General features: G+C 33.2%; 13 protein-coding genes. 12 read left to right on the forward strand and 1 reads right to left on the reverse strand.

The window, feature by feature from the left end; all coding sequences use genetic code 11:
* Positions 1 to 300: 300 nt before the first annotated feature.
* From BN4220_RS13580 to BN4220_RS13590, 3 genes are all read left to right on the forward strand, one after another.
* Positions 301 to 513, forward strand: a complete 213-nt coding sequence (locus BN4220_RS13580; protein ID WP_066717324.1) for a hypothetical protein — start codon at positions 301 to 303, stop codon at positions 511 to 513.
* 512 nt (positions 514 to 1025) lie between these two features.
* Positions 1026 to 1517, forward strand: a complete 492-nt coding sequence (locus tag BN4220_RS13585) for a hypothetical protein (RefSeq protein ID WP_066717332.1) — start codon at positions 1026 to 1028, stop codon at positions 1515 to 1517.
* Between the two features lie 377 nt (positions 1518 to 1894).
* The gene (locus BN4220_RS13590) at positions 1895 to 2359 is read left to right on the forward strand and encodes a GNAT family N-acetyltransferase (RefSeq protein ID WP_066717335.1); all 465 of its coding nucleotides are present in this window, start codon (positions 1895 to 1897) and stop codon (positions 2357 to 2359) included.
* 134 nt (positions 2360 to 2493) lie between these two features.
* On the opposite strand, the gene BN4220_RS13595 is transcribed toward BN4220_RS13590, so the two are convergent.
* Complete coding sequence (locus tag BN4220_RS13595) at positions 2494 to 2982, reverse strand: acyl-CoA thioesterase (RefSeq protein WP_066717340.1); 489 nt, start codon at positions 2980 to 2982, stop codon at positions 2494 to 2496.
* A 226-nt stretch (positions 2983 to 3208) separates the two neighbouring features.
* On the opposite strand from BN4220_RS13595, the gene BN4220_RS13600 reads away from it, so the two are divergent.
* The 9 genes from BN4220_RS13600 to BN4220_RS13640 all read left to right on the forward strand — a co-directional run bounded on the left by BN4220_RS13600 (position 3209) and on the right by BN4220_RS13640 (position 14112).
* Positions 3209 to 3730 (forward strand): nitroreductase, encoded by a 522-nt coding sequence (locus BN4220_RS13600; RefSeq protein ID WP_066717345.1) that lies wholly within the window; start codon positions 3209 to 3211, stop codon positions 3728 to 3730.
* A 201-nt stretch (positions 3731 to 3931) separates the two neighbouring features.
* On the forward strand, positions 3932 to 4612 hold the full coding sequence (locus BN4220_RS13605) for a TIGR00266 family protein (RefSeq protein ID WP_066717347.1): 681 nt from the start codon (positions 3932 to 3934) through the stop codon (positions 4610 to 4612).
* Positions 4613 to 4932: 320 nt separating this feature from the next.
* Positions 4933 to 5784, forward strand: a complete 852-nt coding sequence (locus BN4220_RS13610) for a cell division protein FtsQ (RefSeq protein ID WP_066717350.1) — start codon at positions 4933 to 4935, stop codon at positions 5782 to 5784.
* A 118-nt stretch (positions 5785 to 5902) separates the two neighbouring features.
* Positions 5903 to 7711: an ABC transporter ATP-binding protein gene (locus tag BN4220_RS20520; RefSeq protein WP_066717352.1), complete on the forward strand. Its 1809-nt coding sequence runs from the start codon at positions 5903 to 5905 to the stop codon at positions 7709 to 7711.
* Positions 7701 to 8528, forward strand: a complete 828-nt coding sequence (locus BN4220_RS13620) for an energy-coupling factor transporter transmembrane component T family protein (protein ID WP_066717354.1) — start codon at positions 7701 to 7703, stop codon at positions 8526 to 8528. Before BN4220_RS20520 ends, BN4220_RS13620 begins: the two co-directional genes overlap by 11 nt.
* A gap of 36 nt (positions 8529 to 8564) precedes the next feature.
* Positions 8565 to 9350, forward strand: coding sequence for a PHP-associated domain-containing protein (locus BN4220_RS13625; protein ID WP_066717357.1), 786 nt, complete (start codon positions 8565 to 8567; stop codon positions 9348 to 9350).
* 163 nt (positions 9351 to 9513) lie between these two features.
* On the forward strand, positions 9514 to 11127 hold the full coding sequence (locus BN4220_RS13630; protein WP_066717359.1) for a response regulator transcription factor: 1614 nt from the start codon (positions 9514 to 9516) through the stop codon (positions 11125 to 11127).
* A gap of 45 nt (positions 11128 to 11172) precedes the next feature.
* Positions 11173 to 12609, forward strand: coding sequence for a sensor histidine kinase (locus tag BN4220_RS13635; protein ID WP_066717361.1), 1437 nt, complete (start codon positions 11173 to 11175; stop codon positions 12607 to 12609).
* Positions 12610 to 13098: 489 nt separating this feature from the next.
* A complete protein-coding gene (locus BN4220_RS13640; RefSeq protein ID WP_066717364.1) occupies positions 13099 to 14112 on the forward strand; it encodes an ABC transporter substrate-binding protein in 1014 nt (337 codons plus the stop codon).
* Positions 14113 to 14189 lie beyond the last annotated feature (77 nt).

Consider the following 14189-nt stretch of genomic DNA (forward strand, 5'->3'; position numbering starts at 1 on the left):
AATCAAAATTAAGTTATTTTGTAATTTATATTGAGTATTGTAATATGGGAAAAATTACTATACTATAGGTTTAAAGAGTAAACTGATCTAGAACATATACATTAGGATTAAAAAGAGATGGTACCGTTATTGCTACGGGTAAGAATTCGTATGGAGCCTTGGAGGTCTCCGATTGGACAGATATTGTAGCAATTGATGCAGGAGAGTATTTTTCCATTTTTATAATAAAATATATTATTTATATCATGAAAGAGAACTAAAAGATGAACGAGAACATATCACAAAGGAGGAATTATAAAATTGAAAGAAAAATTAATAGCAGCTATTTATGGTTTGATATCATTATTTATCTTGTTTAAAGTTAGTAAATTTATAAGTAGTGCTTTGTGGGGGAAATCAGATTTCATTAATGCAGTTTTGGGTATATTTTTAATTATTTTTAGTTTGATTATAAGTGTAGCAATTAGCCAAAAAGTTTATAGTAAGCTTAATTCACACTTAAAAAAACGGTGAAACTGACATCTAAACAGGTTAAATGTGAAATGAAGCTGAGAAATGAAACTTTCTGAATTAAACAACTTGACGAAAAGCGATTTAAAAAAGATAAGAAGACAAATAATAAAAAATGGAATAATTAAAAGAAAGAGCATTGAGAAGTAGTTAATTTTCTTATATTTGTTCCATTTACCAACTGTTTGGCTACTGCAACAGGAATATAAAAATAGTCATCATGAGTACAAATAGAACTATAAAATACATGAGCGTCATATGGGGAAATATCTTTTGAATATGTCCAACCACCAAGCATAAATGTACATCACAGTCTTTTTAAATATTATATGGAGAAGAGAAAATAAAGGAATATAGTTTTAGATAGAGTAAAATTAATGAGATAAAGATTGAAGAAATTGGAAAAACAAGTTATCATAAAGGATAATATTTCTGTTTATTGGAATAATTTTAAAGCTTACATATTATTTGAATAAGAACTATTTGAATTAGAATACAAATGAAAGAGGTTAGGAATGAAAAAGATAGATTTTTTATTTATATTTGTTGTAATAGTAATTATCTGTGGAGGGCTATATTTTATACCGTTGCGTCAAAATATCGATGTTACATTAAATGGAATCGAAGGTAAAATTGGGGATCCTGAGAATGTTGAAAACAAGTTGATTCATATTAAAGGAAAGTATACAAATTATCTCTTTAAAAAGGATAGTTTTGTAGGTTATATCAAGATAGATGGATATGATGAGAGTGAAGGTATGGTGAGTTTGACTTTTTTAGATAATTATGCACGATTGACCTACCTAAAGATAGCTGATGGTGCAAGCTTGGTTCACTTTGGGGCGTTACACTTTGGAAAAGGTTTTAAAGAAGTAGTAATTATTAAATATGACTCTAAGAATCAAGATTCCCAATCAATGAATGAAGATGACAACACGTTTATTGTCGCACCAGCAAAAAAATATGACGACGCTTTAACCCTTATTAAAAAGTTAAAAAGACACTAAAAAAGGGGGTAGGTTAATATCAATGGTACGGATCATGAAATTATGATTCGTGGCTAGGATAAAAACAATCCTGTTATAACCTTTGTTCATGGAGGACCAGGCTGTTCGGAAATACCTTATATGTGAAATATTAAGACCTACGTCTGCTCATTATCCTCAATTTAAAGAAGAAAAGTTTTATGATTGGATGTGAGAGAAGCTTATAAAGTAAGGAATCTTATGGAGTTTGAACACTTAGCGTTTCAAATAATTTGAACTACTATAACAAATTACCATATATTTACGAAAATTGGTTGAGTTATTTAGGGAAATATAGTACAATCGATGTGTGATGATACAGTTTTTTTATCTTATGTGTATGGTAGAAGGAGATTGGTATGATAAGAAAGTATCAAGATAATGATTTGTTATTATGTTCTTATATTTTAATGACTGTCTACAATAATGAATTATGTAAATGCCATTGGACAGCACAGACTGCTCAAAAATATTTACAGGAAATCGTGGAGCAGAAGAGATTCGTTGGATTTACGCTATGGGAAAAAGAAAAATTAATAGGTGCAATATTTACACATGAAAAAACTTGGTGGAATAATGATGAAATATTTATTGATGAAATGTTCATTCTACCAGAGTATCAAAGAAAAGGTCATGGAACAGAGCTTATAAAAGCAGTTGAGAAACATATTAGAAAGAAAAATTTAGCAGGAATGACATTAATAACATACCGTACATCACTAGCACCTGAATTTTACATTAAAAATGGATTTAGTAATGCAGAACAAGTACTTTATATGAGTAAAGCAATTGTAAAAGAGGAACAAAGATCATTGTTGGCATAAGTTATTTAGAAACTTGTATGTAGTATAATGAAAGGGCGCTTTGGATTAAATTCAAAACGCCTTTTTTAAATGGCTCTATCAAAGCTTTGAGCAGATATTTATTCTTTTTTGTAGAACATTCTTCGTTTACAATATTAAAACCCTTCTAGCTTTCGTTGCTTTCTTAGGGTATTTCTTTTAACAGCAGCTTCCCATTCTGCTTGTTGTTCAATTGTTTGAACCACAAGTCTTGGAACCTTTTTTGGTCGTTCATTTTCATCTAAAGCAACCATCACAAAGTAAGCACGGTTGATTGGATGTCTAGAACCATCTCGTTCTTCTACATATGTGTCGATACGTACTTCCATAGAAGAATTCCCTACATAAGTAATTTTACCAATCAATACAACAATATCATTAATATGTGCACCACGTTTGAATTGTAGGTTATCAATGGAAGCAGTGATTACAGTGCTACCCGAGTGGCGCATTGCAACGATTCCTGCAAGTTCATCAATCCATGCAAGTAACTGTCCACCAAACAAGCGGCCAGAACCGTTGATATGTCCTTGCATTACAATGTATGTTTGTTCCGTTAAGGAATCATTTACTGTTTTTGATATTAAATTTTCTTCATTATTCATTTGTAAAACTCACCTTTTTCTATCAATTATTGATTCTAATAAAATATATTTATCTTAATATTATAGTTTATTATTCCCTCATTGTACAGATATTATAGCAATAAAGATATCCTAATAAGTCTATTGACAATGACATAATATTTGAGATATCCTATATAACATATAAGAATACAGTGAATTCGTGTAATACATACATGTATTTCATTGTAAAGTAGGAGGTCATCATATGAATTCAACAGTAAAAGATATTTTAGAACGTAGAAGTATACGTAAATTTAAACCAGAGCAAATCACAGAAGATGAGTTAAATACAGTACTTAAAGCAGGTATGTATGCTCCAACTGCTATGAACCGACAATCACCTATTATGGTTGTACTACAAAATAAAGAGACCATTGAAAAAGTGGCGAAATTGAATGCAAAAGTTATGGGGAGAGAAGCAAATCCTTTCTATGGAGCACCTACAGTAATCATCGTTTTTGCAGATAGTACAATTGGTACATATATTGAAGATGGCAGTCTTGTTATGGGAAATCTAATGAATGCAGCACATGCAATTGGTTTAGGATCTTGTTGGGTACATCGTGCAAAAGAAGTATTTGAAAGCGAAGAAGGTAAAGCCCTATTAAAAGAATGGGGAGTGGATGAAAAATACGTTGGTATTGCTAATTGTTTACTAGGATATAAAGCAATGGAACAACCAAAAGCTGCACCAAGAAAAGACGATTATGTCATCTATGTAAAATAGTTCATATCTGTTTTTATACCTCAGAACATTTAAATATCACATGCTCCATCGTATTTAAGTACCAGAATTTCAGAGTATCAAACTTGATGTATCGCTAAGTTCAATCCTTAATTTAAGTTATGTAAAATGCTTAAGAAATTGGACTAGGTTTTTAATCAAATACATAGTATAGAAAAAACAGGGTTCGTGGAGGATATTAAAATGCAATATAAGATTTTAGGAGATACAATGCCAGCAGTTGAGATTACGTTTGATAGACGAGGTGAGTCAATCTATACACAATCTGGCGGTATGGCTTGGATGACAGAGGGAATCTTGATGGATACCAATATGAGAGGTGGATTTGGTAAAAGCATAGGTAGAATGTTTGCTGGCGAATCCATGTTCATGGCTACCTACAAAGCTGAAAAAGAAGGAGCAGTCATCGCTTTTGCATCTACGGTTGCAGGAGAGATTTTTCCTATCCGAATTGAAGAAACTAGAGGACTAATATGCCAAAAAGGCGCATTCTTGTGTGCAGAAGAGAGTGTTAATTTATCGGTAACCTTTAGTAAAAAGTTCACTGCTGGATTATTTGGAGGAGAAGGATTTATCCTGCAAGAAATATCAGGTAGAGGTATGGCATTTATTGAAATTGACGGTGATAAGGTAATAAAACACTTAGCACCTGGTGAAGTTTTAAAGGTTGACACAGGAAATGTTGTCGCTTTTGAAAAATCAGTTTCTTATGAGATAGAAACTGTAAAAGGAATTAAAAATATATTTCTTGGTGGAGAAGGATTATTCCTAACTAGGTTAGTTGGACCTGGAAAAGTAATTCTTCAGACTCAGAATTTCAATGAGTTTGCAGGACGTATCAATCGAATGATCCCTGGAAAATAATTAAATGAAATAACAAATTAAAATTTAAAAGAACTAAAAATTGAAACAGTTAAAAGAAGTAATAAAGTGTAACAGTTAAAAGATGAAAAAAGTGCAATTTCTAGTATAGGAGTTGCACTTTTTTATTTTTCATATTTTTGTTTTAAATTAGTTACATTTCCACATTCATAAGCATTATTTATGAGGAGAATCGAGATTGATTAGAGTTTATTAATATCATTATGAAATTTTATATCCATTTTACTTCGTCCTGTTGGTAGAATTTACAAATTATTATTATAATGCAAACATCACTAACGAAGCAAATATGGAGGTAAGTTATGAATAGCAAGACGAGTGTGTCTCAGTCTCAAAAATTAATGGTATTTGTACTTTCAATGTCACTTTACGGATTAGCTACTTTATTTACAGAGTTAATTCCAAAATTTCAAGTAGGTATTGTAGAATTTTCGGTGGAATACTTCTTGTTTATTCCACTAACGTTAGCAATGTTATTTCAACCCATGGCAGCGGCACTTGGAGCGGCAACTGGAGAAATCGTATTTAGTGAGATCATGCTTGGACAGTTTGGTGGTCTTGGAGAATTAGAAAAATTCATTACTTTAGTTATTGGAATTTATATTGCTGGTAGGATGGTTAAAAATCCGCTTAATAAGAAGATGGTGGCCATTGCATCGATTTCAGGTGTTGCAATTCAGCAAATCCTTGGATGTATTGTAGATATCTTAAAGGTACAGTTTGCAGTCGAAGATTTTGAAGCAGTTGCAGGTCTTCCACAGAGTGTATTCATTACAGAAGGTTTTGCTTGTTTAAATGATATCGTGTTCTCAGGTATCTTATTTTGTATGATACCAACCATTTTTTTAGTACCAAGGCTTTATGGTAAAATCGAGCCTTTACTTGGGGCAAAACCAAGAACTGAAGATACTATTTTAAGAGGTGAGGGGATATTATCTTTTAAAGTTGTAGCACTTAGTATTCTGGCATTTTTAATTGCAATTTCGGGAGAATTTCTATCAGAACAAGGCATTTCTTTGATTGAGTGGGAAGCAGAATGGGCAGAAAGTATGCCAGCACTTATTATTGCAATGGTGGTAGCAGGAATTATAGCATTAATTATTGTAGGTATGATACGAAATCGAAAGAGCAGTACTGTAGAAGGATGGAAATAGAAAACTATCATTGAGTTTGATAGAAAAACATCTATGATACAAAGGTTTCACAATATTATAGAAAATAAGGTAAAGTCATATATGGTTATTAAAAGTTACGAAATGGAATGGTGAAAAGATGATAGAGATTAAGGATTTAACATTTACTTATCCAGGTGCAGATAAAGCAAATCTTAATAATATCAATCTTTCAATTGAACGTGGAGACTTCCTTGCTATCATTGGAAACAATGGATGTGGGAAGTCCACCTTATGTAAAACATTGAATGGATTGATACCACATTTTATAGCAGGAGATATGTTAGGAAGTGTAGTCATCGATGGTGTGGATACAAAAACAGTAGATGTAGGTCATATAGCGCAAAAGGTTGGCTATGTTTATCAGGATTTTGAAAATCAAATTGTAAGACCTACAGTGCTTGATGATGCATCTTTTGCCTGTCTAAACTATGCGTTTGAAGACTATAAAGAAAGAGGGAAAAGAGCTTTAAATCTATGTGGTTTGGAACATAAAGTAAATGATTATATCTGGCAGTTGTCTGGTGGACAAAAGCATTTGCTTGCTTTAGCGGGCGTTACAGCATTAAGCCCAGAGGTACTAATTTTAGATGAACCAATAGCGCAACTTGACCCTGCACATGCAAGGCAAATCTATGATGTTTTAAAGGACTTAAACGAGAAGCATGGAAAAACCATTATAGTCATTGAACATCATACAGAGTTTATTGCGGATTATTGTAAAAATGTCGTTCTTATGAAGGAGGGCAGAGTAGTCTGGAAACAAAGAGCCAAAGAAGCACTCCAAAGAGTAGAGGAATTGCAAGAGAGCAATATCTTTCCACCACAGATTACAGTGGCAGCGGATTTACTTAAAAAGAAGGGGATTGCAGAAGATAAGGAACTACCTACGACAATAGATGAGGGAGTAGAGTTCTTTGGAAATCTTAAATTTTATCCATATGATGAAATAGTGGTTACAAAAGAAGAGGTAACGAATGAATGTATCATTAATTTACATGATTATGTAGGTATCAATGGATTATATAATCATGCAGGTATTGATGAAACATATAATAATATAGGTATCAATGAATTAATTGATAAAAATACATCCATATCCTTCCAAAATGTCTCTGTAGAATACCAAGCAGTAAAAGGAGCTGCAGTTTCAGTTATGAAGGATCTTTCACTTAAAATACATCGAGGAGAGAAAATCGCCTTAATCGGTTCCAATGGAGCAGGTAAATCAACACTGATGAAATTAATCATTGGGCTCTTAAAACCAAGCAGTGGTAAAATTACAGTAGAAGGTAGAGAAACAAGAGCGATTCCAGCAGAGGAGCTATCCCGTATCGTGTCACTAGTATACCAGAACCCAGAAGAAATGTTTATTAAGGACTCAATTCGTGCAGACATAGAGTATGCTATGAAGGTTCGTGATGTAGCAGATTATGAGCAAAAGACCAAAGAACTATTAGAGAGGTTCCATTTAACGAATATTAAAGACAGAGATGGACGTCTTTTATCTGGAGGACAAATGAGGCGTGCATCCTTAGCAATTGGAATTGCACTAAATCCATCGATTCTTTTATTGGATGAGCCAACGGCGAATCTAGATATTGCAACGAGAAAAGAGATTATTAAAACCTTAAATGATATGCGTGATATTACAGAAACGGTAATGATTGCAACCCATGATATGCAGCTTGTTTGTGACTGGGCAGACCGTATTATCGTCTTGTGCCAAGGAAATGTAATTGATGACGGAACAAGAAATCAAGTCTTTAAAAATCCTGTCGTATCACAAAGAGTAGGAATTCGTCCACCAGAAATATATTGTATGGGACAAAAGCTTCATAAAGAGGCGCAGTGCTATACCGTTGAAGAATTTTGTAATCATTTTATAGGAGGAGACAATGATAAGTAAACTTTCAGAGAATATCTTAGATAAGGTATCCATTGGTTATCTTAGAAATCAGGTGTTAAAAAATGCATACGGAAATGATGATACGCCAATTGCAAAGTTAGACCCTAGGGTTTTAATAATCTGGTATTGTTTCTTTGGTATAGTTCCATGGTTTTTAAATGATGTTCCTATGTTACTAGCATTATTTTTATTTGTTGTTGTAACAACGAAACTAGCAAAAATTGCACCGTTAGTGTTATTCTTATTTTGTATCGGGGTATTTTCACAAACGGGATACTTGTTTATCGTAGCATTATTTTTTGGAGGGAACTTATCAACGCTAATCCCCGTATTAATTATGACGTTAAAAGTAGCAATCATTTCATTGGCATCAATTACGGTATTTTCAGGACTTGATCCAGACCGATTGGCAAATGGTCTTTTATGGTTTGGTTGTCCTGAACAGTTATCTTTTAGTATTTCTTTTGGATATCGAATTCTTCCTATCTTGATGGAGGAATTTCAAAATATACTTCTTTCTTATAAATTAAGAGGTAAAACACCTGCCCATGATACATTTTTAGGAAAGATAAAGTACCTGATTTATCAGGTTAAAGTAATTATTCTTTCATTTTATCCGCTTATGTTAAATACAGCAAAGCGTTCAAGAACTACAGTGGAAGCTTTGGAATTAAAGGGATATCGCTATGCTACAAATAACCCAGCAGTTAGAAGAATCAAGCTTCAGAGTTTAGTCATTAAAAAAGGTGATATTATTTTTGCTAGTATCTCTATTGTTTGGGTGATTGGAAGCATACTTATGACAAATATTATATAAAGAATGCCGCAACAAGCGGTGGAATGTGAGGTAAATATGAAGATTGATTTTCATACCCATGGCAAGTTGGCGAAGAAACTGCCATTTTCTAAAGAATATACGGATTGGTTATTTGGTGAGGCGAAGGTTTCTGGGCTAGATGCCTTATGCCTAACAGAGCATTTTAATACATTGGGTTTTCATGATGTATATGAATATATTGCAAGTAACTATGAAAGGGATGGGGACACATTTATAGCAAATGGTGTTCGGATATTTCCAGGGATGGAAGTTGATATCAAAGAAAGAGGACATATTCTTGTCCTTGGTAAAATGGAAGATATCTTGGAATTAAATACAGCCCTAGAGCCTTTTAAGGAAAAGGAGAGCTTTATGGAGTTTAAAGAATTGATTGCTCTTCTTAGAACGAAAGAGGTGTTGATTGGAGCGGCACATCCATTTAGGGAAGGAAGTAATATTCCTACGTTATCCATAGAGCAGTTAGAAAAATTTGATTTTATTGATTGTAATGGGAAGGATATGGCTATAGATGGGGAGATGAATTTAGATAAAATAAAAGAGTTTAGTAAACAACTTGAGAAGCCTTTTGTTGCGGGAAGTGATACGCATCAGTCATTTCAATATGGTTGTATTTATAATGAGTTCGATAATTCGGTTAATACAATTGAGAAATTAAAGGAAGAGATTGAGTTGGGCAATTATGAGATGAAAGTTTCTGATCATATTGCATTTCAGGTGAAAACGGCATCTGTGTTGAAGCGAGCATTAAAATCAATTCATCAAAATGGCGGGGATTATGTTTCAGTTCTTATTAATGAGTAAAATAGGACTTTCAATGGATTTATCTATTGAAAGTTCATTTTTTTACGCACATTCTTTTACATACTGAAAATATTGTATTTCATTTCCATATAAAGTTTACTATAATTGACATAAAGGCTAACTATTGACTGATTTTAAATCGTTGCTTTGTGGGGGTGAAATCATGCTAAAGATTTTTTTAGTGGAAGATGAAAAGATAGTTCGAGAAGGTATTAAAAATGGAATTGCTTGGGAAAAGCATGGATTTGAATTTGTGGGAGAAGCATCCGATGGAGAACTTGCATATCCCTTAATTATACAAGCGAGGCCGGACATTTTGATTACAGATATTCGAATGCCTTTCATGGATGGGCTGGAATTAGCAGAGATGGTAAAGCATGTAATACCAGACATTCGAATCATGTTTTTTAGTGGTTATGATGATTTTGAATATGCAAAACGGGCTATTACGTTAGGAGCTTCGGATTATTTATTAAAGCCAGTAAGTAGTACGCAATTATTAGAAGCATTAGAGCGAATGAGTGATAGTATTCAAAAAGAGCGTAGAGAAAATTTATATAAAGAAGAGTTTCATAAACAGCAAGATGAAAGAAAAATGATTGAAAGAGAGCGGTTGTTTGATGTCATTGTCTCAGGAACAATGAGCTTAACGGATCTAATCACAAAAGGTAAGGAATTTAATATAGCACTAAGTGCACCAGCATATAATATTATTCTATTTCATGTAAGAGTTTTGAAACATCACGAGCAGTATATGGGGGAAATGAATGCTTTTGATATCAAAGTGAAAGATAAGCTAAAAGAGCATAAAGAAATGATTGGATTTCATCGACTTTCAGAAGGATATGGATTTTTAATTACTGGGACATGCGAAAAAGACCTAGAAAAGAATGTGAAAGAATGTACCAAACTTTTAATTGATATAGTAAATAATTGCACAGGATTAGAGTACTTTGCTGGTGTAGGAATACCTGTTTATAGACCAAGCGAGCTAAAGGAATGTTTTACTGCTGCTAGTAAATCCTATGCTTATCGGTATATGATGGAATACAACCAAATTATTACCGGGGATACATCGATACAATTACATAAAAAAGAAAAGTTAAGCTTAAGGAGCATGGATGTATCAAAATGGAACAAAGATATGGTGAACAATTTTTTAAAGAATGGATCAATTGTGGATGCTAATTATTTTATTGAAAAATATTTAAGTTGGTGTGGAGAGAATTTTGAATCTTTTATGTTTCGCCAATATATACTTATGGATTTTTATCTAATTGTCATGAATTTTGTAACTCAGCTTGGAATGGAATCAGAGCAAGCGATTGCATTGTTTGGAGATGCTCAAGAGATTCAGTCCAGTACCACATCGGAGCAAATGGCCATTCAATATACAGAAAATTTATTAATAAAAGCAATCGAACTTAGAAATACATTTTCACAGAAAAAATACCGTTTGGTTTTAGATAAAGCGAAAGAATACATAGAAAAGCATTATCAAGATGAAGATATCTCGTTAAATGCTGTAGCAGCAAGTGTAAATATCAGTCCAAATCATTTTAGTACAATTTTTAGCCAGGAATTAGGGATAACCTTTATCGAATATCTAACAATGGTAAGGATGGATGCGGCAAAGGAATTTTTATTAGGCTCAGAGAAGAGAACCTTTGAAATCGCATATCTTGTGGGATATAAGGATCCACATTATTTTAGCTATTTGTTTAAGAAAACACAGGGAATTACGCCTAAGATGTTTCGTAGCGGAGATAAGTGTTAGAGAAAATTCTTAAGGTAACAGGGTTAGATTAAAGGAGATAGTTTCATGGGGCGTAAAAACACATCAATTAAGACAAATATTCATTATATGCAGGCTATGGTATTTATCCCAGTCATACTTATGATTGGGATATTACTATATATGATGGGCTGGCAAAGTTCTCAGTATCGTCAAAGCATACATAACTTAACGATGGCAACGGAGTTTAATTTTGATTTTAAATCCAATATTGATTATAAAATGTACCGGATTGTAATTGGTGCAGCGAAATTTAAAACTCTTGATCCCTATACGGACATTACGGATTCCAAGGAGTTGTTTTCGCAGCTAAGAAATTCGACACAGCATGAAAGCAGTAAAAAAGGTCTGGATGGGATACTGATTCTAATTGATATTTTAGAGGAAAGAATTAAGGATATTGAAAAAAGTAATATATTTGGCGACTATGATGTGAACATGGAACGATTGGACAATGATATTTATATCATTACGGATTTAATTGAAGAGGCGATGTCTAATTATATCTATAGTGAGACTAAAATATTAGAATCGGTACGTTTAAAATTGGACGATCAAATAAGAAACCTTATTATTATAAGTATTATAGTATCAATGTTCATTATAACATTTTTAATAGTATCATTTTCCTCCTTCGCTAATAAAATAGCAAATCCAATCGAGGAACTATATCAATATACGATGGAGATTGCAAAGGGTGGACTTAAGGTACATGCACCTAAAAGTAACATAGAAGAAATAAGAATGCTTAGTGAGCAATACGATCAAATGGTCATTCGCATCGAAGAATTGATCTCTCATATTCGTGATGAACAAGAAAGGCAACGAAAGACAGAATTAAAATTATTACAATCACAGATTAATCCACATTTTCTTTACAATACCTTAGATACGATTGTTTGGTTGGCAGAAGGAAAGAGACATAGGGAAGTAGTTGATATGATTACTGCACTATCCTCTTTCTTAAGGATTGGTTTAAATAAAGGAAATGATTTTATTAGCATCAAGGAAGAAGCAGATCATGTAAGGAGTTATTTACAGATTCAGCACTTTCGTTATGAAGATATTATGGATTATGAGATTGAGTTTGAAGAGGAAATTAAGGAATATACAACTTTGAAATTAACCTTGCAACCTATTGTTGAAAATGCTTTATACCATGGCATTAAAAATAAGCGTGAAAAAGGATTTCTTAAAATAAAAGGTTGGATGGCAGATCATACAATATTTATGCAAGTAGAGGATAACGGAATCGGTATGAAGCCAGAGGAATTAAGAAGGATGAAAAAATTGGTTCATATGGGCGGAGATGATATCGATTCAAGAGAAGGTTTTGGAATTGCCAATGTGGCAGAAAGAATTCGCTTAAACTATGGTAAGGAATATGGGGTGACGATTGAGAGTGAATATGGAATTGGTACAGTGGTAACTGTTAGAATTCCTGCTTATCAAAAGATAGTATAAAAGTGTATGTATAAGCTATGTAGAACCTATTCTATTATTCTATGTAGAGCCTATGTAGAACCTTTTACGAGGATTAAATATTTTACATAAAATTAAATATGTAGTAGTTATAAGCTAAAAAGATTTGTTAAAAAAATCCATTTACAATAAAAAATTTTTAAAGATTAAAGTACAAAAATTAAATTCATAAATAAACCAACCATTTTCATAAAATATCAAACGTTTTATAAGCTTATATTTAAGATACGGAATAAAATCCACATTTTAAAGAAAATAGTGAATTGAGCGAGCATGGAAAAAAATGTATGATAAAGTTACAACAAGCACCAAAGGGTGCAAGATTACCAAAGTTATCGTGTGTAGCAGTTAATTAGTGGGGATATGGACGTGAAGGTATTACACATGATGTTTATCAAAGAAATATGGTAATCGTGAGGAGGCAATGTGTAGAAATCGTTACACAAACTATATCATATTGGAGGGTAAACAATGAAAAAGAAATTAGTTGCTATGCTAATGGTTACAACGATGGTGGTATCAATGCTACTAACTGGTTGTGGCAATGACTCAAAAGGAGCATCAAAGACAGGTGGTTCTGGCGATGGGGGGAAGATTGTTGTAGGTTTTTCACAGGTTGGTGCGGAATCGGATTGGAGAACAGCAAATACGGAATCTATGAAGAATACGTTTACTGAGGCAAATGGCTATTCACTTATATTTGATGATGCGCAACAAAAGCAGGAAAATCAGTTAAAGGCAGTACGTAACTTTATACAACAGGATGTAGATTATATAGTAATCGCACCTATCACAGAAACAGGATGGGATACCGTATTACAGGAAGCAAAAGATGCTGAAATACCAGTTATTATTGTTGATCGTATGCTGGATGTATCCGATGATTCCTTATACACAGCATGGGTAGGATCAAACTTCCTGAAAGAAGGTTATGACGCAGTTGCTTGGCTAGAAGGTTATTTAAAAGAAAAAGGACGTGAGAGTGAGGCTATTAATATCGTTACATTACAAGGTACCATTGGATCATCTGCACAGATAGGACGTACCGATGGTGTTACTGAAAAAATGGCAGCACATACAAATTGGACGATGCTTGCAAGACAGACTGGTGAATTTACGCAAGCAAAGGGGCAAGAAGTTATGGAATCTTTCCTAAAGACTTATGATGATATTGATGTAGTGATTGCAGAAAATGACAATATGGCATTTGGTGCAATTGATGCGATTAAAGCTGCAGGAAAAACATGTGGACCGAATGGTGATATTACAATTATATCTTTTGATGCGGTAGCAGCTGCATTTGATTCAATGATCGCAGGAGATATGAACGTATCGGTAGAATGTAACCCACTTCATGGACCTCGTGTATCAGAGATTATTCAAAAACTTGAAAAGGGTGAAACTGTTGATAAGATTGCATATGTAGAAGAAGGCGTTTATCCAGCGGAAACTGCAGCAGAAATTAAACCATCCCGTGCATATTAATAATTCTTGTACATCTGAATAAAGAAAATGTTAGCGTACAGATTTAGGATTAAAAATTACATATAGATATTTAATAA

The sequence above is a fragment of the Clostridium sp. Marseille-P299 genome (genome assembly GCF_900078195.1).
GTDB lineage: Bacteria > Bacillota > Clostridia > Lachnospirales > Lachnospiraceae > Lachnoclostridium.